20 protein-coding genes are annotated in these 24,881 nt (G+C 47.1%); 18 read left to right on the plus strand and 2 right to left on the minus strand.

What is annotated here, in order from left to right; all coding sequences use genetic code 11:
* Position 1 precedes the first annotated feature (1 nt).
* Complete coding sequence (gene rpe, locus IEX62_RS09000) at positions 2 to 664, plus strand: ribulose-phosphate 3-epimerase (protein WP_188775136.1); 663 nt, start codon at positions 2 to 4, stop codon at positions 662 to 664.
* Between the two features lie 960 nt (positions 665 to 1,624).
* On the opposite strand, the gene rpmB is transcribed toward rpe, so the two are convergent.
* Positions 1,625 to 1,813, minus strand: coding sequence for a 50S ribosomal protein L28 (gene rpmB / locus IEX62_RS09005; RefSeq protein ID WP_082472268.1), 189 nt, complete (start codon positions 1,811 to 1,813; stop codon positions 1,625 to 1,627).
* A gap of 553 nt (positions 1,814 to 2,366) precedes the next feature.
* On the opposite strand from rpmB, the gene fakA reads away from it, so the two are divergent.
* The 3 genes from fakA to recG are packed head-to-tail and all read left to right on the plus strand — an operon-like array spanning position 2,367 to position 7,117.
* Complete coding sequence (gene fakA, locus IEX62_RS09010; RefSeq protein ID WP_188775137.1) at positions 2,367 to 4,136, plus strand: DAK2 domain-containing protein; 1,770 nt, start codon at positions 2,367 to 2,369, stop codon at positions 4,134 to 4,136.
* Positions 4,137 to 4,190: 54 nt separating this feature from the next.
* Positions 4,191 to 5,051 carry a DegV family protein gene (fakB, locus tag IEX62_RS09015; RefSeq protein WP_188775138.1) on the plus strand — a complete coding sequence of 287 codons (861 nt, stop codon included), beginning with the start codon at positions 4,191 to 4,193 and terminating at the stop codon, positions 5,049 to 5,051.
* A 14-nt stretch (positions 5,052 to 5,065) separates the two neighbouring features.
* On the plus strand, positions 5,066 to 7,117 hold the full coding sequence (gene recG / locus IEX62_RS09020; protein WP_188775139.1) for an ATP-dependent DNA helicase RecG: 2,052 nt from the start codon (positions 5,066 to 5,068) through the stop codon (positions 7,115 to 7,117).
* A gap of 114 nt (positions 7,118 to 7,231) precedes the next feature.
* On the opposite strand, the gene IEX62_RS09025 is transcribed toward recG, so the two are convergent.
* Positions 7,232 to 7,819, minus strand: a complete 588-nt coding sequence (locus IEX62_RS09025; protein WP_188775140.1) for a hypothetical protein — start codon at positions 7,817 to 7,819, stop codon at positions 7,232 to 7,234.
* A 255-nt stretch (positions 7,820 to 8,074) separates the two neighbouring features.
* Between IEX62_RS09025 and IEX62_RS09030 the strand changes: the two genes are divergently transcribed.
* The 14 genes from IEX62_RS09030 (at position 8,075) to IEX62_RS09095 (ending at position 24,875) form a co-directional block, all read left to right on the plus strand.
* On the plus strand, positions 8,075 to 9,748 hold the full coding sequence (locus IEX62_RS09030) for a sensor histidine kinase (protein WP_188775141.1): 1,674 nt from the start codon (positions 8,075 to 8,077) through the stop codon (positions 9,746 to 9,748).
* Complete coding sequence (locus tag IEX62_RS09035) at positions 9,745 to 10,584, plus strand: LytR/AlgR family response regulator transcription factor (protein ID WP_188775142.1); 840 nt, start codon at positions 9,745 to 9,747, stop codon at positions 10,582 to 10,584. The genes IEX62_RS09030 and IEX62_RS09035 overlap by 4 nt, the downstream gene beginning before the upstream one ends.
* 235 nt (positions 10,585 to 10,819) lie before the next feature.
* Positions 10,820 to 12,085 (plus strand): L-lactate MFS transporter, encoded by a 1,266-nt coding sequence (locus IEX62_RS09040; RefSeq protein ID WP_229685729.1) that lies wholly within the window; start codon positions 10,820 to 10,822, stop codon positions 12,083 to 12,085.
* Positions 12,086 to 12,509: 424 nt separating this feature from the next.
* Positions 12,510 to 13,112 carry a HEAT repeat domain-containing protein gene (locus IEX62_RS09045; RefSeq protein WP_188775144.1) on the plus strand — a complete coding sequence of 201 codons (603 nt, stop codon included), beginning with the start codon at positions 12,510 to 12,512 and terminating at the stop codon, positions 13,110 to 13,112.
* 263 nt (positions 13,113 to 13,375) lie between these two features.
* A complete protein-coding gene (locus IEX62_RS09050) occupies positions 13,376 to 14,398 on the plus strand; it encodes a serine/threonine protein kinase (protein ID WP_229685699.1) in 1,023 nt (340 codons plus the stop codon).
* Positions 14,399 to 15,195: 797 nt separating this feature from the next.
* Positions 15,196 to 17,391 carry a transcriptional regulator gene (locus IEX62_RS09055; RefSeq protein ID WP_229685700.1) on the plus strand — a complete coding sequence of 732 codons (2,196 nt, stop codon included), beginning with the start codon at positions 15,196 to 15,198 and terminating at the stop codon, positions 17,389 to 17,391.
* A gap of 396 nt (positions 17,392 to 17,787) precedes the next feature.
* Positions 17,788 to 18,213, plus strand: coding sequence for a membrane-associated protease 1 (locus IEX62_RS09060; RefSeq protein ID WP_188775146.1), 426 nt, complete (start codon positions 17,788 to 17,790; stop codon positions 18,211 to 18,213).
* A 72-nt stretch (positions 18,214 to 18,285) separates the two neighbouring features.
* The gene (locus IEX62_RS09065) at positions 18,286 to 18,720 is read left to right on the plus strand and encodes a J domain-containing protein (RefSeq protein ID WP_188775147.1); all 435 of its coding nucleotides are present in this window, start codon (positions 18,286 to 18,288) and stop codon (positions 18,718 to 18,720) included.
* 31 nt (positions 18,721 to 18,751) lie between these two features.
* Entirely contained in the window at positions 18,752 to 19,288 is a 537-nt protein-coding gene (locus IEX62_RS09070) for an FHA domain-containing protein (RefSeq protein ID WP_188775148.1), read from the plus strand.
* A gap of 18 nt (positions 19,289 to 19,306) precedes the next feature.
* Positions 19,307 to 19,843, plus strand: a complete 537-nt coding sequence (locus IEX62_RS09075; RefSeq protein WP_188775149.1) for an FHA domain-containing protein — start codon at positions 19,307 to 19,309, stop codon at positions 19,841 to 19,843.
* A gap of 12 nt (positions 19,844 to 19,855) precedes the next feature.
* Positions 19,856 to 20,740 (plus strand): PP2C family protein-serine/threonine phosphatase, encoded by an 885-nt coding sequence (locus IEX62_RS09080; RefSeq protein WP_229685701.1) that lies wholly within the window; start codon positions 19,856 to 19,858, stop codon positions 20,738 to 20,740.
* A 3-nt stretch (positions 20,741 to 20,743) separates the two neighbouring features.
* Entirely contained in the window at positions 20,744 to 22,498 is a 1,755-nt protein-coding gene (locus tag IEX62_RS09085) for a serine/threonine protein phosphatase (protein WP_188775150.1), read from the plus strand.
* Between the two features lie 350 nt (positions 22,499 to 22,848).
* Positions 22,849 to 24,189 (plus strand): hypothetical protein, encoded by a 1,341-nt coding sequence (locus IEX62_RS09090; RefSeq protein WP_188775151.1) that lies wholly within the window; start codon positions 22,849 to 22,851, stop codon positions 24,187 to 24,189.
* Positions 24,186 to 24,875 (plus strand): iron-dependent peroxidase, encoded by a 690-nt coding sequence (locus tag IEX62_RS09095; RefSeq protein ID WP_188775152.1) that lies wholly within the window; start codon positions 24,186 to 24,188, stop codon positions 24,873 to 24,875. The genes IEX62_RS09090 and IEX62_RS09095 overlap by 4 nt, the downstream gene beginning before the upstream one ends.
* Positions 24,876 to 24,881: the final 6 nt, after the last annotated feature.

Consider the following 24,881-nt stretch of genomic DNA (forward strand, 5'->3'; position numbering starts at 1 on the left):
CATGCATAATATCAAAATTGCTCCTTCTATTCTGTCCGCAGATTTTGGACATTTACTGGATGAAATAAAAGAAGTGGAGCGCAGTGGCGCAGACTGGCTGCATGTCGACGTGATGGACGGACATTTTGTGCCGAATATTACTTTTGGCGCACCTGTACTACAAGCAGTATCCTCTCACACCGGATTGTTCATCGATGTCCATCTGATGATCGAAAATCCAGAACAATACGTAGCTGACTTCGTGAAAGCTGGAGCACAGATGATCACCGTTCATGCGGAAGCTTGTACGCATCTGCATCGTGTGATCCACCTGATCAAGGAGCACGGCGCCAAAGCAGGCGTAGCTCTTAACCCAGCAACCCCAGCCAGCGCGATTCGCGAGGTGCTGGAAGATATCGATATGGTGCTCGTCATGACCGTTAACCCGGGCTTCGGCGGACAATCCTTCATCCCACGCACCGTACACAAAATTTGCGAAATCCGCCAATGGGCAAACGAAATGGGACACACCGCCCTGCACATCGAAGTAGACGGCGGCATCGCTGCCTCCACCGCCCGCCAGGTGGTCGAAGCAGGAGCCGACGTCCTCGTAGCCGGCAGCGCCGTCTTCGGCGCCCCAGACCGCGCAGCCGCGATTCGTAGTATTCGTGATAGTCTGGTATAAAGTCAGGTACGAATAGGGTGCAGGTCATAAAGCGATTTAGCAAAATAAGCTTAATCATCAAAGTGTAATCTAATATCATAAGACAAAATAAAAGCGTGTCGAAGTTACTCCTAACTTTGACACGCTTTTTACATGTAGATACGTAATTGAAACGATAGCGAAGAAATGAAAAATGATAGCTGTAGAGTAGCGAGCCAATACTACAAATCGAAAGTTTGCGATGATAAGCGATACGAGATGAGCAGACTTCCAATTTTTTCAGAGTTACAAAAAAATGTACGGCAAGCTTGAAAATGGTACGGATTGAGATTAAAAGTAGTAAGTAGGGAAATCAAAATGAAATCGACAGAAAAACTAGATAGAGATTCTCAATTATATATGACTTAAAATACATTGATTAAGAGAATATGATTAATGTATACTAACATGCTAAAGTGATAAAGTGTTTATGAACAAAAGAGTACACATTGTTGTAACTGAAATTCATAAAATAACGTAGTATTTTACATGGTTAACTAACTGGATACAATGAATTCAATCGAAATATCGCGTCAAGGAGAGCTGGTTTGCTGTATAAAATGTTTAGATTACTCGAAGCATTTATAAGTAATAGAAGTATTTATGAGTAATAAATAAAAAGTACATATGTACAACCCAGCACAGAGCGGAGGCAAGGGAATAAGGGTTAAGGACGACTTTGGAGGGGCGGGAATCTTCATATACTCCTGATCCAAAAGATTCCCGCGGCTCCACCTGAGTCCGTCCCCTTATCCCTTGCCGGAGCGCTTTACCTCACAAGCGCTCACATTTAAGATCCTAAAGTTCTTAACGCTCTTTTCCTTAAATCTTATTCTTAATTAATGAGCAAAAGCAAACTTCTAAACCCCAATCATCCAGCAACCTCAAAATCCACAGCAAAAAAGCACCCTCAGCGAGAGTGCTTTCTTCATCGACATATCATTATACGCGAGTAACTTTACCGGATTTCAGAGCACGAGTACTTACATAAACGCGCTTTGGTTTACCGTCAACGAGGATGCGAACTTTTTGAACGTTCACGCCCCAAGTGCGGCGATTACGGTTGTTTGCGTGAGATACGTGGTTACCGCTACCAGCAGTTTTACCAGTTACATAACATTTACGAGCCATAGTTACACCTCCTATTTCCAAAAAAGTGCATGAAAACAACACTCATAACATACTATCATAATCAAGAAAGCAACGTCAACACTTCTAAATACTTTATTTATTTCTGAACACGGTTATAGTACAATGTAACATAGTTCAGTGTGATATTTTGGCAATAAAGCAAGCCTATTTGCGGACAAATGTAAAAGCGTTTTATTTCCGGTACATCGGAAGTGAAGGGTATATTTCGCCGCTATTTATGCTTGTTGTGTGGGCGAATGCCTGTTCTTGGTACTTGGTACGAATACATGGTGCTAAAAAAGGTGGAACGACCCTGATGCGAGTGCGTATTGTATGTCAGAACATTGGGTATTGATATAGAGAGCACGGCACGCATGAATGCTGGGGCATCAATCAATACCGGCAAGCTGGATATACATTTACAATTCAAGCTCACGTATAAAATGAAAATAACGACAATAACAGAATGTTGAATCAGACGCGATCGATAGGCTTAATGCACAGAGCAAGCCGGATCATACGAGTGATGATAGATAAGGAAGGGGATTTTTCATTGAGCAAGCGTTCTTTAAACGGGGTTGATTTTACCGCGATGGTATTAGCTGGCGCGGAGAAACTGCATAATCATGCCGAGCATGTCAATTCCTTGAATGTATTTCCTGTACCGGATGGTGACACAGGAACCAATATGAATTTGACAATGACAGCAGGGGTAGCGGAGCTAAAAGTGAACTCCTCGGCTGTTATTGGACAGGCAGCAACCGTCTTGTCCAAAGGGTTACTGATGGGAGCGCGCGGTAATTCCGGTGTAATTCTGTCCCAGCTTTTCCGTGGGTTCAGTCGTTCTGCGGCATCGCGTGATGAGCTGAATGCAGCTCAGTTTGCGGCAGCCTTACAGCAAGGGGTAGAAACAGCTTACAAGGCGGTAGTCAAGCCGGTAGAGGGAACGATTCTGACGGTAGCACGTGAAGCAGCCAAGCATGCTGTATATTACGCACGTCGTACGACAGACATTACCGAGTTGATGGGCGAGGTATTGAAGCAAGCACAGGCAACACTGGCACAAACGCAGGAAATGCTGCCTGTGCTCAAGCAGGTCGGTGTCGTCGATTCTGGCGGTCAGGGACTCGTATATATTTATGAAGGCTTTTACGATTACTTACAGCATGGTGGATCGTCCACCAGCGATAGTAGCATAGTAGCTTCCGCTTCAACAGGGCAAGCAGCTGCGCCTTCGGTGACCAAGGTGGCGGTTGATGTGCCATTATCTGCACAGGCGAAGCTGGAGACAGAAGATATCGAATTCCTGTATGATATGGAATTTTTCATTAATCGTACACTTGGTGCATCTGCTGGTGCGCGTTTTGATGAAGAAAAGTTCCGCGCTGCGCTGGCTGTAAATGGTGATTCGATTATCGTGATTTCGGATGATGAGATTATTAAAGTCCATGTGCATTCGAGAGCGCCAGGAGAGGTGCTGAATCTGGCACTGCAATATGGCGAAATTACACAAATCCATATTTTAAATATGCGTGAGCAGCATCGTGATTTGCTATCCGCAGGGCTCGATATTGCGCCGCCGCCGGAGTTATTTGCCGATATTCCACAGGAGCCGATTAATCCGCAAACGGAAGCTTCCATACCTGCGGAAGAAGTGGCTGCCTATGGCATGATCGCTGTTTCATCCGGTGATGGAATTGCTGAGATTTTCCGCAGTCTGGGTGTAGATGTGATTCTGGCTGGTGGGCAGACGATGAATCCGAGCACAGAGGATTTTGTGAAAGCAGTGGAAAGTCTGTCTGCGCGTCATATTTATATTTTGCCGAATAACTCCAATATCGTACTGGCAGCACAGCAGGCACGTGATCTGCTGGAGGATCAGCGCCAGATTACCGTTATTCCAAGTAAAAGTATTCCACAAGGCATCGCAGCTGCATTCGCATTCCAGGAGGATGAAGATGCGGATGTGAATACCGCTAACCTGAATGAGGCGCTAACGCATGTTAAGTCCGGTCAGGTGACGCTGGCTGTACGTGATACAACGATGGATGAGATGTCGATTCGTCAAGGGCATTATATCGGTATTCATAATTCGAAGATCGTTGCTACAGCGTCCGAACTGGTAGAGACATGCCAGCAGCTGCTCGGCGCAATGGTTGAGGATGGTCAGGAAGTGATTACGATTCTGACCGGTAGTGAGGCTTCTGAAGAAGAAACCAACCAGCTTGCAGAATGGGTTGAGGCGACTTACCCCGATGCTGAGCTGGAAATTCACAATGGCGGACAGCCTGTATATCACTATCTGTTCTCTGTTGAATCCTGAGGTACTGCTGGGGGCGAATGGTAGCCACAGCAGTCGTATAGAGGAGGAACCGGGATGACCCATCCGATTATTGTAACGGAGAGTACCGCAGATATTCCGGCGGAGCTAATTAAGGAATATAATATTCAGATTATTCCGCTGCGACTGTTTTTTGGACAGGATTCGTATGCTGATGGTGTGGATATGACGCCAACGACCTTTTATGAGCGACTGGCTACCGTTTCACAGCTACCTACGACATCTCAGCCGTCACCTGCTGACTATGAGGCGATGTACACACGATTGCTCAATGACTATCCAGATCGAGAGATTGTATCGATCCATCTGTCCTCGGGTCTGAGTGGCACGTATCAGTCGGCTACGATTGGACGCTCGATGGTAGAGCAGGAGGATCGTATTACCGTGATCGATTCACTGTCTGCATCATATGGATATGGGATGGCGGTTGTGCATGCGGCACGTCTTGCTCAGGCAGGCGCATCCGTAGCTGAGATACAGGCAGGTGTGAAGCATATCCTGTCCCAGCGTGAGCTTTATTTTCTAGTAGATGATCTGGAGTATTTGCGTAAAGGTGGACGGATCGGGCGTGCATCGGCTGCGCTGGGTACGCTGCTGAATGTGAAGCCGATCCTATCGATTGATGAACAGGGTGTTATTTATCCGGTTGAAAAAATACGCGGACAGAAAAAGGCAATGGCGCGCATCGTAGAGATGATGCGTCAGAAGCTAACAGCACGCAAAATCCATCTGGCGCTGGGACATACGGCTAATCGTGAATCGTGCGAACCGATGCTACAGATGCTGCGTGAGCATTATGAGATCGTGGACGTGGTCTATTCGGAGATCGGTCCCGTGATCGGTACGCATACGGGCGCAGGTACGATTGCCGTATATGCTTGGCCGGATGAGGAATAGATGAGGGATGAACAATGAATATCAGTCTGGATCAGATTGGCGTTCGGCAGGTCAACGGCGTGAGTGCTTCCAAGGAAGGGGAGCTTCACGCCTTTGGCATCTCTACCGTACTTGATTTGCTGGAGTATTTTCCGTTCCGGTATGAAGATTACCGTTTGCGGGCGCTTCAGGATGTGAAGGACGGCGACAAAATTACCGTTGAAGGCAAGATTGTCGGTCTGCCGGTATTACAGCGCTATGGCAAAAAATCGCGTTTGACATGTAATGTTATGGTAGATAACTGGATGGTGAAAGCAACCTGGTTCAATCGTCATTTTCTGAAGGATCAATTGACGACAGGGCGCGATATTATTTTGACCGGTAAATGGGATCAGCGTCGTGCACAGATGACCGTTACCGATTCGGAGTTTCCTGATAAGGGCACACAACGTAGTGGTAGCTTGCAGCCGGTGTATTCAATCGGCGGTAAAATCACGCAGGGCTGGATTCGGAAAATGATCCATCAGGCGCTAGAGCAATACGGTGAGATGATTCCCGAGGTGCTGCCGCAGGAGCTGATACAGCGCTACAAATTAATGTCGCGTAAGCAAGCGATTCGGCAAATTCATCAGCCCGAGGATGTGGGCGAGGGTAAACAGGCACGGCGACGTATGGTGTATGAGGAGCTATTTCTATTTCAGCTCAAGCTGCAAGCGTACCGTAGTATGAATCGCAAGCGCAAAACAGGAATCGTGCATACGGTAGATAATGCAACCATTCGTGAATTTGTACGCAGTTTGCCGTTCGAGCTAACCGATGCGCAAAAGCAGGTAGAGCTGGATATTCTCAAGGATATGCGTTCCCCCTACAGTATGAATCGTCTGTTGCAAGGGGATGTAGGCTCTGGTAAAACGGTAGTCGCTGCGATTGGTCTGTATGCTACAGTGAAGTCGGGTCATCAGGGCGCGCTCATGGTGCCAACCGAGATTCTGGCAGAGCAGCATGTACGCTCGCTGAAAAAGCTGTTTGAGCCATTTGATATTGCGGTGGAGATGCTGACCAGCAGTGTAACCGGACGTAAGCGGAAAGACCTGCTAGCTTCCTTGCAAATGGGCATGACTGACATCATTGTCGGTACGCATGCGCTCATTCAGGAGGATGTATTTTTTCGCAGTCTTGGCTTCGTCGTGACAGATGAGCAGCATCGCTTTGGGGTGAATCAGCGTAGTATCCTGCGGCGTAAAGGCTTTGACCCGGATGTGCTCACCATGACAGCGACACCGATTCCACGTACGCTGGCCATTACAGCCTTTGGCGATATGGATGTGTCCACGATTGCTGAGCGTCCGAAGGGACGCAAGCCGATTACGACGTATTGGGTTAAGCATAATATGATGGATCGCGTGATGGGCTTTATTTCGCGTGAGATTAAGCAAGGTAGACAGGCATATGTCATCTGTCCATTGATCGAAGAGTCGGACAAGCTGGATGTGCAAAATGCGATCGATCTGTATGTGCAGCTGGATCAAGCGTTACCGGATATTCATGTCGGTCTGCTGCATGGCCGTATGAATGCTGCGGAGAAGGAAGAAACGATGCGTGCCTTTTATACAAATGATATTCAGCTACTCGTCTCCACTACTGTTGTTGAGGTGGGTGTGGATGTGCCAAATGCTACATTAATGATCGTGATGGATGCCGATCGCTTCGGGCTATCCCAGCTGCACCAGCTACGTGGACGGGTTGGACGGGGTGAGCATGAGTCGTTCTGTATTCTCGTTGCTGATCCGAAGTCTGAGATGGGGCAGGAGCGTATGCGTGCGATGACCGAGACAGATGATGGCTTTGAAGTGTCTCGCCGTGATCTGGAGCTACGTGGGCCGGGTGAATTTTTCGGTACGCGTCAGAGTGGATTGCCTGAATTCAAAATTGCGGATATGGTGAGCGACTTTGAAGTGCTGGAGGTTGCTCGCGACGATGCCGCCAAGCTAGTGAATCATGAGTTTTTCTGGACTTCACCCGAATATGAACCGCTACGTGAGTTTTTGGCAAGGCAGCAGGTATTTCAGGGTGAGCTGATCGATTGATCGGACAGTTTGACTATACAGTCTTTACAAAATAAAATCCCCATAATCTGAACAGATAGCATAGTGCTGTTCAGGACATGGGGATTTTTATTGATTCAATTATAAAAATAAAAGTCATAGCGCAATAATCAATTGCAGCTGTTCGTCCAGCATGTCGATGTACTGATCATATTGCCACTGTGTAATTTTCCCGGAGGAATGCTCCTCTTTCAGGGTCAAGCTTATGTTATGGCATAGCAGCTCACGGAATTGCTCAGCGGCGATGCCCTGGTGTTCGGCAATATGAATAATGTGATCGCCATCTTGTAAATATTGCTTAAGCTCCAGTAAGGTAAGTCCCAGTAAGCTTGCAGCATGATCGAGCAGGCGGTTCAGCATGAACGTCGCCTCAGGCTCTGCAATCAGTTCAGCGTCAGACGATCCGGTATAGACAGAAGTCGAATCCGCGCCGGATAATAAGCTTGATGCTGATGCTGATGCTGATGCTGATGCTGATGCTGATGCTGATGCTGATGCTGATGCTGATGCTGATGCTGATTCATCATGGTATATATAGTGAAGCTTGTATACGCAACTAATCGATGGATGTACCGTGTCGTCTGCCCAATGAATCATAGGGGAGGCCGCCGGGTTAATAGCAGGGACGGTTGCTTCGGCATAGGCGTTATTCCATACAAGCTGTCCGGGTACGAATCGTGGCATGAGGTTCATTCGGCTTCCTGCCTCTCTGGATGTGTCATAGATATGAGTTTGATTGTAGAGCAGTCATATGAACGATTCGTTAAATAAATCTTAAAGCAGGATAAAAAGCACCATTCCGTTACTGTTGTTCACATGATAGTCACGTCTGGATGAAGCGATCCAGCTGTTTTATTGAATTTCTGAATGATTACGGGATTCGGTTTGTTTATAATAGAGGGATGGAGATTGGAATGAATTCGCTGGAGGATTATAAATGTGACTAGCTATGTGACACCGATTATTTTATTGCAGCTGCTCGAACGGGCGGCGTTGCTGTTAATTTGTTTATTTTTACTGAGTAAGCTTCCGCATTTTCGGCAGATTTTTCAGAAGGAAGTGCTGGATACAAAGGATCGGATTATTTTATCGGTTATATTCAGTGGATTTGCTATTTTAGGAACGTACACAGGGATTAATGTCGAGGGCTCGCTGGTGAATGTGCGTATTATCGCCATTGTGTCTGGTGGGATTTTATTTGGTTGGCCGGTTGGCTTAATCACAGGTATTGTGTCAGGAGCGCATCGTTATCTGATCGATATCGGTGGGGTGACCTCGGTGCCGTGTCTCATAACGAGCATTACGGCTGGTATCGTGTCAGGATATATTCACAACCGGGTGAGTAGCCGTCGGCGCTGGATTGTCGGTATTGCTGCGGGGATGGCATGTGAAGCGCTCACGATGGTGCTGATTTTACTTATGTCGCATCCTTATGAGCTAGGACGAGAGATTGTATCGATCATTGCACTGCCAATGATTTTGGGACAGGTAGGCGTTGGTCTGATCGTACTATTCGTGCAAGGGGTAGAGGGAGAACGCGAAAATATCGCTGCCCGGCAAGCCAAGCTAGCACTGGATATCGCGAATAAGACATTGCCCTATTTTCGCTCGATTAATAGTGACTCATTACGTAAAATATGTACGATTATTCGGCAGGATATTCACGCAGATGCAGTGGCGATTACGGATAAACGCTATATTCTCGCTTATGTTGGACTTGGTGAGGAGCGCTACAATATCGGGCATGAGATCATTACCGATGCGACCAAGCAGGCGATATCGAGCGGTGAGATTGTATTGATCAATGATGATGCTGAGGGTAAGGTGCCGAATATCCAATCGCTTATCATTATTCCGCTTCAGGAAAAGGGCATCGTTACCGGTACGCTGAAAATCTACTATCGTAATGCGCATAAAATCACCTATTCTCTGCAAACGTTAGCTGTCGGTCTATCACAGATTATCTCCACTCTGATGGAAGTATCACGGATCGAGCAGATGAAGGAGATGGCGAACAAAGCAGAGATCAAAGCACTGCAAACGAGCATCAATCCGCATTTTCTATTCAATGCGCTGAACGCAATTGCCTCATCGATTCGTATTAATCCAGACAATGCACGCGAGATGATCATTAATCTGTCAGGCTATTTACGTCATAGTCTGGAGTGGAGCGACGAGCTGATCGATATCAATAAGGAGCTTGGGCAGGTCGTGAACTATGTGGAGATTGAAAAGGCGCGCTTTGGCAGTAAGCTTCAGGTCGTTTATGATATCGATGAGGTCGAGGTGAAAATGCCGAGCTTAATCATCCAGCCGCTGGTGGAGAATGCGATCGTGCATGGTATTTTAAAAGGACGTGGCTCCGGTACCGTCACATTAGCAGTGAAGGATGGAAGCGACTTCGTAGAGATTAGTGTCGAGGATACAGGAACAGGTATCGATCCCGATATTATTAACAGAGTCTATGATGGCAGTATGCCAGAGAATCGAATCGGTCTGTCCAATGTGCATCAGCGGGTAAAGCTGATCTATGGGGAAGGTTTACAGATTGAACGATTGGAAAAGGGAACACGAATCCGGTTCCATATTAAAAAGGAGCGTTCGGCATCATGAAAGCGATCGTTGTAGAGGATGAGTTCCTGGCGAGACAGGAGCTTGAATATTATATTCAGACATACAGCAATATTGAGATTACAGGTAGCTTTGAGGATGGTCTGGATGTGCTTCGTTATGTGCAGGATCATGAGATCGATGCGATCTTTCTCGATATTAATATTCCTTCATTGGACGGGGTGCTGCTAGCACACAATATTAGCAAGTTTTCGCGCAAGCCGTACATTATTTTCATCACAGCGTACAAGGAGCATGCAGCAGAGGCGTTTGAGATTGAAGCCTTTGATTATATACTCAAGCCTTACAGTGAATCGCGGATTACCTCTATGCTGCATAAGCTGGAGGCAACATATGCACGCGATTATATGCAAGCTGATCCGGGTACAGCTTCTGCCTCGTCATCAGCTTCAATACCAGCAACAGCACTACCTCAGGATGGGAATGACTCGGTAGGCAGCAGCCGTGCATTCGTGCGACCTTCCGCAGGTACAGCTACACCTGCGCTACAGGGCAAGCTCAGTCTGTGGAAAAACGATAATATTCACGTGATTTCCGTCGATGATGTCTATTATGCCTCAGCCAGCGAAAAGATCACCGAGGTGTTCACACGGCGAGATCGCTATACAGTACATGCTAGCATTAGTGATTTTCAGGCGCTGCTACCGGATGATTACTTTTTCCGATGTCATCGCTCTTATGTTGTGAATATGAGCAAAATTCGTGAGATCGTGCCGTGGTTTAACAGCACGTATTTGCTTCGATTACATGATCTTAATGATGAAGTGCCTGTTAGTCGTAGTAAAGTAAAAGAATTTCGGCAACTCATGCACATATAAATGCATTTCATTCCAGCATAAAGCATCTCATTCCATTTCCGTTATGCAGTGAAGGCTACAGGGGTATACTCGACCTATAGAGAATTCTCCTCACATCCATTACACATTGCAGTTATGACGGAAAGGAACGTCCATTATGAAAACATTATCTGCTCACACATCCACTACACGCTCGGGAGCCGATGCACCAGCTGTGAAGCGCTGGCTGATCGTTCTCGGTACGATTATTGTACAGATGGGACTCGGAACGATCTACACCTGGAGCCTATTTAACCAGCCGCTCGTTGATAAGTTTGGCTGGCAGCTCAGCTCGGTTGCTATTACCTTTTCGATTACGAGCTTTGCGCTCGCTTTTGCTACTTTATTTTCAGGTAAGCTACAGGAAAAATGGGGCATTCGTCGCTTGATCGGCACCGCAGGTATTGTGCTTGGACTGGGCTTGATGCTTAGCTCGCAGGTGTCCTCGCTTCCACTGCTGTACTTGCTGGCTGGTGTGGTGGTCGGATTTGCCGATGGTACGGCTTATATGACATCGCTGTCTAACCTGATCAAATGGTTCCCGGAGCGTAAAGGTCTGATCTCCGGTATTTCCGTAGGTGCCTATGGTACAGGCAGTCTGTTGTTCAAATACATTAATGGTTCGTTAATCGGTTCGGTCGGTGCCTCGATGGCATTCCTATACTGGGGTGTGATCGTACTGCTGATGATCGTGATCGGCTCGCGCATGATCAAGGAAGCTGTCGTAAGTGAAGCACCGGTAAGTAATACTGATGCAGCACCAGTGAGTGCATCCGCTAATCAAGCGGCACAGGCAGGCAATGGTCAGCTAGAGCCAAAGGGTGCAGTACCTGCTATAGCCCATAACTATAGCGTGAAGGAAATGCTGAAAACAAAGCAAGCGTATCTGCTCTTCATCATGTTCTTCACCGCTTGTATGAGCGGACTGTATCTGATTGGTATTGTAAAAGATATCGGTGTACAGCTTGCTGGTCTGGATCTAGCAACAGCAGCCAATGCAGTCGCGATGATCGCCATCTTCAACACAGTCGGTCGTATTATTCTGGGTGCGCTGTCGGATAAAGTAGGACGTCTCAAAGTATTGTGTGGTACATTCCTGGTCACAGCGATAGCTGTAGCGGTATTGAGCTTTGTTCCATTAACGTTCGGAATCTTCTTTGCAGCCGTCGCTGCGATTGCATTTTGCTTCGGTGGGAATATTACCGTATTTCCAGCGATTGTCAGTGACTTTTTCGGTCTGAAAAATCATGGAAAGAACTATGGTGTGATCTATCAGGGCTTCGGAATCGGTGCGCTGTCCGGTGCATTTATCGCTGCCTGGATGGGTGGCTTCAAGCCAACCTTTATCGTTATCGGCATTCTATGTCTGATCTCGTTCTTGATCGCAGTGATGATCAAGCCGCCAGTATATGGTGAGCGTGAGCAGCAGGCAACAGATGCTAAAGCGGCAAAATGGAAAGTCAATCCGCATACCGTACGCTAAGGTAGGTTGATTGAGCTAAACAAGCTAAACACTACCTTACAACCTTCTTATCATGAAATCACATCGATTCACAGTGATATCGTCACACTGCAATCAACATCAAACAATACAAACTATGATCCCTGTCCATGCTAGCTATGGCAGGGATTTTGTTTAAACAGAACATTTTCCAATTCTAAATTTCTAATATACTGGTATAGGGATAGAGAGGAAGGGTATAATGGCATTGAGTATAAGGTTACAAATATTGGTTATTTAGCAGCTGTTCAAACCTCCGTTTGTACTATTGCTTGTACTATGCAGGCATGAATAAGTAGGAACAGAGGAGCCTGCAAATACCATCATTAGCACCTTATCCATATGCCGGAGCGTTCAGATCATGCATGTATACCGATTCCACGCTAGTGAGGGAGGAATACGCAGTATGAACCCGATTCGATTATGTATACATCGACCGTTAACTGCACAGGATGTAGTGGAGCGATTGTCCAGAGAAGGTAGCCTTTCGCTGGTGCCTTCAGGTGATCAGCAGAACAGGCAGGACGCAGAGGAATATTATTCGTTTGTGATGAATGATGGGTTGACGATGATCTATGTGGTGGTGGATCGTGCGACCAGTCTACCTTATGTACTATTAAATGGCCCGTTATCCTCGCAGAGTGCATGGCTACTTCATATGCTTGGCGTGACCGAGGATATGCAGGCGATTATGCAATACTGCCAGGAAGCTACACATGCAGAGGACAAGATTGATGCGATTTGTCGTCTTGGTATTGCAGCGTATTTTGATGAGGCTCAGTCGGAAATTATCGATATGTTCAAGCAGTATATACGCGATGCGGACGCACGTGTGCGTCAATCTGCGATTTTTGCGACGAGCTTTATCGGTTGGCCGGAGTTTGAGCCGCTTTTACAAATAGCGATGGAGCGTGACCCGGATGCACGAGTATCTACCATTGCTGCGAGTGCGATTCGTATTATGCGTGAGAGTGATTGGAATGATACAGAGGAATCGCCAACACATTGAGCATTAACGATTTTTCCTTAAAAAGGATAGGAGTAGCGCATCCCTATGACCTACTGCCTAATTATTTTGACAAATGGCGATTGTTTGTGCCTGAGACACTTACAAGCGTCACATTTTGTGCTAGAATGTCTGTAACAACGGCCGTACATTTCTTTGTAAGCCTCCGGTATTGCTACCGACTGCTTCCTGCATGTACGGCTAATTGATTTAATCTGGCTGGTCCGCAGTACCTAATGCTGTAAACCGCGATAAGTGAGGTGGAAATGATGAGCAAACCGGTGAACAGTCCGACCCTTCCTCGCAACCAGAAGCTTGCCAGTACATATCAGATCCGCCGGACGTTATCGGTCAGCGAGCTGTCGATCATTTATGTGGCAAGACATATGGAGCAGGGAACATTGCATGTGATTAAGGAATTTTTCCCAGCCACGCTAGCAAGGCGCAGTCGGGATCGCTGCACGGTAGAGTGTAGCGGCAGTCATTTGCAAGCGAAGTTTGCCGATATGATGAAGACCTTCCGACAGGAAGGGGAAATATTGAGTAAGATCGATCATCCCGGAATTGTTCGCTATGAATCGGAATTTGAGCAGCATGGTACATGTTATCTGGTGCTGCAATATTATCGTGGAATGACATTGGATCGTTATATTCGCGAGCATCCCGAGGAGCTGGATGCACAATTTTTGCAGCGACGATTATTTCCGGTCATTGATGCGCTGGAGTACATACATAATCTTGGCTATATTCACCGTGATGTGAAGCCAAGCAATATTATGCTCACGGAGGACGGTCGCACATTATTGCTCGATTTTGGCTCAGCAGTTCGATACGAGCAGCGTACGCATCCTATTTTGACGACAGCTGGATATTCGCCGATTGAGTTCTATTCCGGTCGTTCGGTACAGGGGCCTGTATCGGATATTTACAGTCTGGCGGCAACCTTTTACTTCTGCTGTCGTGGCAAGGCACCAATCGATGTACCCAAACGTTTATTCAACGATACGCTGGAGAAGCTGGGAACGAATGAGGTAGCATCGCCTATTATGGCAAGGATGATCCACTGGGGACTTGCCGTATCCGCAGATAAGCGCTGCGCCTCGTTAAAATGGTTCAAAATTGCGATGCAGGCAGAACGCTTCTGGAACCGTAATCTGGTGCTGACACGAGGGAAAAAGGGCAAACGAACGAGTACGGCTGTGCAGCCATCATCATCTGAATTAACTGGAGCTGACGAAGCCAAGCATAAGGCGAATGAAGCGGAAGCAGCTGAATATTCACTCAAATAAATCGTTTTATCTTATATGTAGTCGCTGTAAATAAGCGATCTAAACAAGTAAACCACATCGTGATGATGTGGTTTTTTTGTATTCGTATCCGATTATTATGCGTAAACAGGATGTTTATTTGAATTTCTGGTCTTCAGAATGATGCAAATTAGCTAACATCGGTGTCGAATTTCTTGTAAAAAGATGTTGATAAATGAGGTGGAAAAACTGACATATGCGATCCTTTACTAAAACAGAGAACTATTTTTGCAATTCCGGTAAAGGTGTTCAAAATAGTACAAAAGTTTCGGTGAAATTATGTAAGAAAGTGAGGTGATGAAAGTGGAGTGAAAACGATACCCAAAAGTAATATGTATTATTTTTGTTATCACCGCACGGTATAACGCCTTAATGCCTTAAAGAAGTAAATAAGACGCCAAATCAAAATGCGAACATACTTTCCCAAATTAGGTCTATAGTCTTTTCATCTACATATGACAATAATTTTACAATTTCAGGTTGAAAATTTAAGACATAGAACTAATATTACAGAATTTCGACAGAAATACGATCAAAAAAGGGATAATTAAAACATTTCGACAAAATTTCAGCAAAATTCGTAGTCCCAGATTCCTATAAAAAAGCCGGATTTCAAAAAATTGACAAGTAACCCTGTGGATAATGTATGATGTGTTTTGTAACTCGGAGATCAGCAAGCACAAGCGATCACAGGTGGTAATTGAGCTGCCTATACAGCACATTACTCAAACGTCACAATTTACTTTTGCAACTCCGTGTATGACCGTTTATACATAAGCATGCAGGTGAGAATGGGAGGAATAACGGTGGACATTATTAAGCAAACCAACCGTACGATGCTCTTTGAGGAGATTAACCCGGAAAAGCTTGATCTAATCACGCTGGTTGGAGACGTACGCGGAATCGATAGCTTGAGCGATGATAAAATCAGAGAAATTAATCAGCACTTACTGGTACGTAGCTTTGATGAATTTTTGAATCGTTTCACCCCGACGGTTTATTCGTTTTTTAATGCTGCGAACCAGAAGGTCGTGTACACACTGAAAAAGCCGGAAGGCATCGCCGACGATTGCATTTCCGAAATTCGGATCGACCAGAATAATGATTTTCTGAAAATGCTGTTTACGTTGATCGATACGAAGCGAAGTCAGGGCATCACGAACGTAGATTTTAAGTTTGAAAATCTACTTGATATGATCTCGCCGAAAAAGGTGATGGATGATATTCGCCAGGTGCGTAAAGAAATCCATTACATGTATGGTCAGTACGATCAACTGGATGAAGGCGATCCGAAAAAGCTGGAAATGGGCGATAAGCTCAATCAGATGTTCGAGGAAGCGAGCCTGAACTATAACAATGTGATGGCTATGCTGCCGCTGGCGATTGAAGATATCAAAACACGCTTGTTGCTTGGCGGTTCGCAGGATGATCAGCAGGCAGAGGAATTCCGAATCGGTATGTTGAAGATCGGCGACGGTGGCGAGCTGCAAATCGTAGAAGCGCCTAAGGCAGATACAACCGAGCTGATGCTACTGGATGACAATAGCACGAACGAGCTGATCGCTGTATTTGAGGAAGATTATGAAAGTGTGAGCGAGACGCCATCGATGTACGTGAAGGATTTGGTCGTGCGTACATTCTGTCCGTTACCTGCGGTCAATACAGAAGTGGATACGGAGCTCGAAGTACAGAACTACAACACCTATCTGGAATTTTATAAAACGGCGAAGGACGAATTTGTAAAAGCAGTGAAGCCACTGGTGGAGAAGCTGCTCGGTGTGAAAATGTTCTTCGATCAGTATGCAACGAAAAATCGTGGCATGGCACCAAGCCTGCTCGTGACGAACACCAAGCTGGATCTGCTCGTGAAGAGCACGAACGCACCGCGTCTGGAAACGTATTTGAATACAGTCAACTCGAAAAATGATTTTACCGATACGGTCTGGTTTGGTATCGTGCCATCGATCGAGCTGGAAGCCTCCAACAATGTGCGCGTGAGCCGTGCCCGTTTCAAAGGCACTGAGAAATCGCTGCGTCAGGATGGCAACACGCTGGAATCTTTATCCATGCTGCTGCAAATCGTCAAAAACTACAAAGTGCAGCTATTCTTTAACTTTGAATCCGGTGAGGAAACGACATTTAACCATGTCGCTACTTCTGGCATTGATAACTTTATCGACAAATGCACACCGCTGCTGCGTCAGGATTATAGCGAATTTGCGATTCCGTGTCTGCCGAACTTTACGATCATTCCGAAGGACAAATCGGGAGTTATTATCGATAGTCGGATGATGCGTACGGAAGCTGGTGTAGAGCTGTCCCGTGAGAAAGAGGATATTTTGAAGCTGTGGATCGAGGGTGTGTATGTAGGAGCCGCTTATGTGGCTGCTGGATTAACCGCTGCGTACCAATGCCCGGAATATTTGAAGGAGCATTTCAAGCAGGTACAGCGTGATGCACCAGGTGTACGCTTTGATATTGAGTCTGGCGATAATAGCCTGCGCTTTGTAACAACGATGGCTAAAGAAATTACAGGCTTCACCAACAGCATTAAGGATTCGATCAATCGCAGAAACTTCGGCTTTGTCTTTTCCTCGGAAAATGCACAGCTGCTCGGCAAGGACATTCGCCGCATTACCGTATACAAGGCAAGAAGTCTGGCAATGTCGGAGGATGGCTTTGATTCCATTTACAAAACGCTGGTCAGCACGTATGTGGAGCGCATTTTACGCTTCCAGACGAGCGATTTCAAATACGAGAATATCGTGAAGTTTTTCAGCAACAACCCAAGTAGTCAAAAAAGCCTCTGGCTTGGCGCGAAAGGCTCGGTCAACTCGATCGTGCAGGATGGCGACGATCTGAATTATCTGATCGACGAAAAGAACAATTTGTGCAATATCGATCTGATGTTCAATGGCAATGTGAAGAATCTCGAAGTAACGATTACCAAAGCAACCAGTGCTGCCCGTGCATAAAGCGGCGGCTGGTCGGCAGTTAGGAAGTACGGGCAGGTATGCTGTAACGTGAGGATGAATCATCATCCGGCATTCCTGCCCACCTTCCGGGCTTTCTTTTCGATCCATGACTGAAAAGGAGGTGCCGACCGTCCTGTACATACTTCATCATAATCAAAATGATGATAACAACGAGTTGACGATGATCTGATTAGTGCGCAATTGTAGCATGGAGGCAGCTTGGAGAATATGCTTTAGAGCAATCTCCTCCGTAGTCTGTCCCATTTCCCACACTATTCTCGAACCAGTCGTCACGAGGCGTTATGTACAGTAGCAAGGTATGTTAGGAGCGGCTCCATAGGCTCCGTTCCTTTACATAAAAAATAAAAAAAGTACTTATTCCAAGGAGGAACACAAATGGGTTTCACACTCAAAGTAGAAGGCGCAGAAACAATCGAGCTGGGTCTGGACAACATTCAAACAGTCGTATATGACACGGATACACCGGATGATTCCAACGCACGCTCTACCGATGTGGGCTCCACGCTGCGCATCACAGGCAAAATTCTTACAGCTACGGATGGTGACAAAGCAGATGACACGATGAAGCTGGCAACCTGGTCGCTCGTTCCTGCTGAAAAGGCAGACTGCTATCGTAAAGTGACGCTGGAAGTCATTTCTGCGGATCAAGTGGTACGTAAAATCTATTTCCCGAACGCATTTGTTGTTGATTATAACGAGCGTTTTGGTGATGTAGAAGGCGTTGGTCAATTCAGCCTGTTCATTAAGCAAAAGAAAGACAAAACCGAGCTTGCCAAAATCGAGGGCGGTTACGCTAACTAAGAAGCGATCTACCAGAGCCGTGCAGCCGCGCGGCTCTACCCTCTACTCCAGTGCAAAGAAGGGACGTCCTCCATGAGCAATTGGTATCAGGTACTCGGTGTAGCTCCCGAAGCCGATGCAGCACAGATCAAGCAGGCTTATCGCAAGCTAGCCAAGCAGCATCATCCCGATCGCAATCAGGGAAGCGCTGATGCAGCGCAACGCTTCAAGCAGATTCAGCAAGCCTATGAAACACTGGGTGATGAACAGAATCGCACTCGATATGATGAATCACTAAAACGAACCACTTCCGAACAACGTCAGTCCAGAGCAACCGCTGCTAACGGAGAGCGCACTCGCACGACGGCACGTCCAGACTTCGATCCGCGTGATGTACAGACGCAGTTTGAACGCTTTTTTGGCTTTACGACCAATGGAGAGAAAAAGGAAGACACCGGTAATAAAACAAGCAAAAATCCGCTGGACACCTCACAGCTTTTTGATCGATATTTTGGGAAACGTCAATGAAGCTCAGTCTGGCAATGGAGGTTGTACATATATGAAATCCGAGAGAACCGCAGCATTATGGAGTGTCGATATCAGTATTGCCGTCCTGTCACTGGCAACGATCATCTATGTGTTTATGACACCTTCAATTGTACTTCGAATACTCGTTGTTCTGATGATCATAGCGGCTATAGGCTGGTTAATCTACGATCGCTGGGTTAAGGACAAGCACGAGGTAGCCGTGTACGAGCCGATTCGTGAAATCATTCTGATTGATGAATTCGGAGAACGGATTAAGGGCTGGGATATTGTTGGTGAAACGAGCATGCTGATCGGCAAAAATACACGTCATAACCGTGTGGATATCGATCTGTCTGGCAGTGATTATGCCTCGCTGGTGAGTAGCCAGCATGCGGTATTGAATTGTGTGAATGGTCTCTGGTATGTAGAGGATGCTGATTCCAGCAACGGAACGGGGATTCGTCCAGCGACAGAGAACAAATCCAATAAAATCGAAATTGGACGTCCCTATCCGATTGGACCCGGGGATGTTTTATATATTGCCAATACGAGATTGCTCGTAAATTGATACTGGGAGATGACAACGATGAGTTTAACAAGATGCCCCAATGGACATATGTTCAGCACAAGAAGACACGGCAGCACCTGCCCTTATTGCAATACAGTAGTCGCTATGGAAACGGGAACAGGTGGGGCGCGTCCGGTCGTTCGCATTCATGAGGAAGAAGAGAAGACAATGCCTTATCTCGGCGAAACAGTGGGCATCCATCCGGTTACAGGTTGGCTCGTCTGCATTGAAGGGCCGCAGCTGGGTCAGGATTATCGCATTATGGCGGAGAAGAATTTTATCGGTCGTGCGGAAGAAATGCATATCCGTATTATCGGCGATAATGCCATTTCCCGTCGCAATCACGCGGTGATCGTATACGATCCGAAAAAGCGCAATTTCTATCTGCTTCCGGGTGATGCTTCCGGTCTGGCTTACCATAACAACGAGGCGGTCTATTCGCCAGTTGAGCTGAATCCATATGATGTACTTCAGCTTGGTCACAGTAAATTTATTTTCATTCCGCTGTGTGGTGCCCATTTTGAATGGGAAAATAACGCTCTCGTCGCTGAATAGGAGGGTGAGCTTATGAGCGCAATGGCAACGCCTTATATTGTATTCGTCTGTGCCTGTGCCATTCTAGGTGGACTGCTGGTGCTACGTCATCGGCTGGCATTACAAACGAATGGCATATCGCTATATGTGAATGATACCGGATTACCGATGGACAGCGTACAGATTGGCAACGGTCAGATGATTGGAACACGTCCAGAGCAGGATGATTATTTTGCCAGTCAGACGACATCCGTGGGAACGCTGGCTGTGCTTGCAGACGGTATTAGTGGTCTGGATCATGGTCGGATGGCAAGCACACTGGCAGTTACGACCTTTATGAAGGATTATGAGCAGGTGCAGGAATATCGTCAGATTCCAGATTATATGGAGGAGGCGGCATTTGCGAGTAATCGAGAGATTGTGCAGCAGCTCAAAGGCAATCATGGTGGTACAACGCTCGCAGCCGTTGTGCTGACTGGACGACATTTATACTGGGGCGCAGTCGGCGATAGCATTATTACGATCTTCCGCAACAGTAGCTTTATTCCGGTTAATTCGATGCATACGTTCGGCGCAGCCGTTTTACAGCAAAAGGTATTATCTGGTGAGATGACACGTCAGCAGGCAGATAGCAGTCCGCAGCGCAAGCAATTGGTGAATTATCTTGGCTATGAAGGCTTTGATCATATGGAGATTTGCGATACACCATTTGTACTGCGTCCGGGGGACAAGGTATTGCTATGCAGTGACGGCATTTATGATGCCTTAACCGAGGTGGAGCTGGAAGCGATTTTGAAGGCGGAATTGACACCACAGGATGCCGCCGATCGGATTATCGAAAGTATTCAACAAAAACAACTGAAGCATCAGGATAATGCGACAGTCATTATTATGGAGCATGGTGTGAGCGGGAGGTAGCCTATGAGAAGAGAAAACAGTGATGTAAAGACAGCTTTCGTCTCGGAGGCAGGCTCTTTGCTCGATAATCGGGATTATTTTGCTTATACCGAGCTGGATGATCGCGCCTGTTATGTAATCGCTGACGGGCTGGATGAGGACGATCAGCAGCGTAGCGCCGAGATGGCGGCGAAGATCATTTTAGAGAATTTTATGGAAAAGCCGAGCCTGTCGCGCTGGCGCATTCGTCGCTGGCTCAAGGAAGCACATGAAACGCTCAAATTCGAAAGTCGGCGTATGCGTCTCAAGGCAAGTCTGCTCGTGATCGTGACCGATTATACCAAGTATGTGTGTGCATCGAGTGGTAACGCACGCTTACTTCATCTACGCAATGGACGTCTGCTGGTGAAAAGTCATGATCAGAGTCTGGCACAGCTGATGGCAGACCGCGGCAAGCTAGCACCCGATAAAGTGTATCATCACGAGGAAAGCAGTAATTTGATGGAATATATCGGTAAGCCAGAGCAATTCGGTATGTCCTTTATTCGCAAAACTCGCATGATGGACGGAGATGTGCTATTGCTGACAACTGCCGGGCTGTGGAAAGGCCTGGATCAGACCGAGATTGCTGATGCGCTGGCAGAATCGCAGGACCCACAGACATTCGCCGATACACTGGAGGATGTACTGCTGAGCAAGCAGGCATACCATTATGACAACTATACCGCTGCAGCTCTTTACATAAATAAGGTCTATCAGGACGACCCGAAAAAGAAAATGCGCATCATTCGCCGTATTCTGATTGCGGTACTTGTCTTTTGTGTTCTCGGCGGAGGGGTATGGTGGGCAACATATCGCAGCATCGAGCGCAAAGCCGAAGCTGCCGCCAATCTGGTTGAATATCAGCAAACAGGTGATCAGTACACCCAGCAGGGCGATTATGAAAAAGCGCTCAAATCGTACAGCGAGGCACGCAACGCTGCAATCAAAATCCGTGACCGACTGCACCGGGCTACACTGGGTGACAAAATGAAGATCGCCCAATCGCTCGTTGATGGCGATGGCTATCTCAAGCAAAAGGAATATGATCAGGCGATTACCAGCTACAAAGCCGCGCGCCAGCAAGCCGAGAATTACCCGATTTTCAGCCAGACGGATATTCAAAAACGACTGGATCAGACGGAAGCCTTTGAAAATGTAAACGAAACCGTACAGCAGGCAGACCTCAAATTCCAATCTGGTGAATATAGCGCTGCTAAAAAGCTATACGAGCAAGCCAACAAGGAAGCGACTCAGGTCGCTTATACCGACGCTCAGAAGGATGTCACCACCAAGCTAAATGACACACAGGCCAAGCTCGACACGATTCAACAGCAAACTCAGGAGCTGCGTGCCGAAAAACAGGAAAAACGAGGCGATAAAGCCCTCGACGCGGGTAACTACGAGCTTGCCGTTACCGCTTACGATGATGCACAGGGCATCTATCAGGACATCGACAAACTGGAAAAAGTGCTATCCATCGAACGCAAAATCAGCAAAGTCGAGGAACAACAAGACAAACGCGCCGAAGCCGCTATCGCCGCCCAAAACCAGGCAGCCCAGCAAAACGCCGCTATGAACAACATGCTACCACCAGCATCCAGCAACAACGAAACAACCGGCACCCTAAACGGCACAGGCACAACCGCAGCTAGCCAGGGAACAAGCAAGCCCGCCCAGGAGTCCAACTCAACCGACTCCACAGGCATCACCGACAGCGGCGTAGCTAACGGCTCGTAATCCTAACCTAAACAAACAAGCGTAATCACCTACATCATCGCATTCTAAAGCTACCTATTCATAAAACCAGTAATCCAAAATCTTTTCCCAACAGTTCAGCTTTCCAAAGCCCTTGACCTTGCCCTTAAATTACCGCCCCACCCAAGCCTTTGGAAACTGAACATGGCGCATATGCACGGAGCGTAGGGAAGAGAATAGGGGATAAGGACGACTTTGGAGGTGCGAGAATCTACATTCCATCCTACTCCGTAGATTCTCGCACCTCCACCCGAGTCCGTTCCCCTATCTCTTCCCGGAGCGGCTCCCTGCATATGAGCGCCAAACCATGTCATTCCCAAAGGAGCCCCCAAATGAAACGCCAGCTGCAATCCATCATGCATGACCGCATTCAACGCTTGACCCAACTGGATGATCGCCGATTGATGCGCCAGCTGGTCAATGACTTTTTGATTGATATGGTTGACTATCAGGAGCAAATGCTGAGCCGCTTGGAGCAGCGCGTTCTGGATGAGAGCCGTACCGTCAGCGATCGGTACGACATTTATGGCACCATTTGCCGCCAGGAGGACTGGGATAGCGCGCGTACCTTTCTATATCCGGTGTTGCCAGAGGATGTAGAACAGCAGCATTTGAATATCCGAGAGCTGCTAGCAGTTGGTATGGTAGAAGGAGAGACGACCGGAACATCTGCTCAGCGACTTTGCCGATTATTTCTCGAAATGGATACGGCACAGGTACAGCAGCTGGCACATAGCGGACGTACATTTCGTGCTGTAGTGACAACCGATATCGGGCAATATGAGGTGCATACGATGCTGCGTCCCTCCTGGGAGTATACGGCTTGTTTGGAGCATCTGTATGCGAGCTTCCAGTTAAGTGGATTGAGCTGGAAAACGGTCTATCATCCCTATCTGTACAAATTCGTTGATGTGCTGTTGCAACGCTGGGAAGTGCAGCCAACGCCTGAGGAGCAGATTTTATCGATCACCGTAGATATGGAAGAATTTCAGGCATATCAGCGACCTGGCTGGATTCCGGTATGGAATGTACAGCAGCTACGCATCAAGAGTACAGGCTTTCCGACTCCTGCGCTGGATCGCATTCATTATGAGCATTTAATTCATGTGCAACGATACGGCACAGAGCATGGTTATGTCGTGGATGCGTCTGCCGAGGATGTTCGCTATATTAAGCGTGGTATACAGGATATAACGATCGTGTCGACCGAGGAACGATCTGGCTTCTGGCAAATCCTGCAAATTCACCGTCCCGATCAAGGACATGAGGTGTATCGTCCTTATCCGCTACTGAATAACGCGTATGCCGATCGATTTGCCCATCATCATGGTGAGCGTCAGTCCTTACCAATACGCACACGTGGAGAAATGGAACGACTTGTTCATATGTTAGCGGACGTTCATGGTGTGGAGCTGATCGATGTACAGATAGGCGATAGTGGGCATAGGCATACAGCCGTACCGCCTCAGCCAGAATATAGTGCATTGGATCTGAACGAGTTTCTTGGCGACAATATCCGCCCAGATGCTCACCGTCCACTGCTGACTCTATCCTTTCAACAGCAGTCAGCTAGAGCATTGCCGTCCTTTTTACAGGAGGATCAGCTGCAATATCTTAGCGCTGAGCTGCAACGACGCTTGCCTGAATATCGATGCAAAGGGGTGTGGGCATGAATTATATTTGGGATTTGCTCATCCATGCGGAGGAGCAGGGGATTCCAGCGTCGTCGATTACGTTTGTTCCAGCGCAGAGCTATTCGCCTTATATGGAGCTCAGTCTCAATGAATTGAATGCGACCGAGGTTGGACAGCAGGTCGAGCTGAATCCGTATTATCGGTTTGAGTCGCTGTTCAAAAACTGGTTTCATCCTGATCTGCAAGAAGATGAAGAGATGCGTACCGTGCTGTTTGATATGATCATCCATTTTCTAGCACAGATCGATCGATATGAAGGCATGACAAGGCGAGAGTATGAAATTCGCTTTGTGCTACGTGATCTGGAACAGGGCGTATTCGGACATGAAGCCGCACAGTATATAGGCATGCTGAATCGGGATGAACAGGAACAGCTAGGTGAGCAATTGCTGCGGCTATATGAAACAGGTGAACCGATTGCGCTGCTGCGACAGCTACTGCGGCGCTGGTTTCCACGCTCGCTTATCTATGTCAATCGAGATGAGCGACAGGAGATGCTGGTCTATCTCGGTCAACCGGATCATGAGAGCAATCGTGCCAAGGTGAATATACTGCTGTTGCTGTTTGTACCGATTCCGTTTGAAGTACGCATGTACTGGGCTCATCACTTTGGGCTCGTAGGTACAGATGAGACGATGAAGATCGATAGTATTGCTCTGTATTAATATCAC

Source organism: Paenibacillus hunanensis (assembly GCF_014645615.1).
Classification (GTDB): Bacteria; Bacillota; Bacilli; order Paenibacillales; family Paenibacillaceae; genus Saccharibacillus; species Saccharibacillus hunanensis.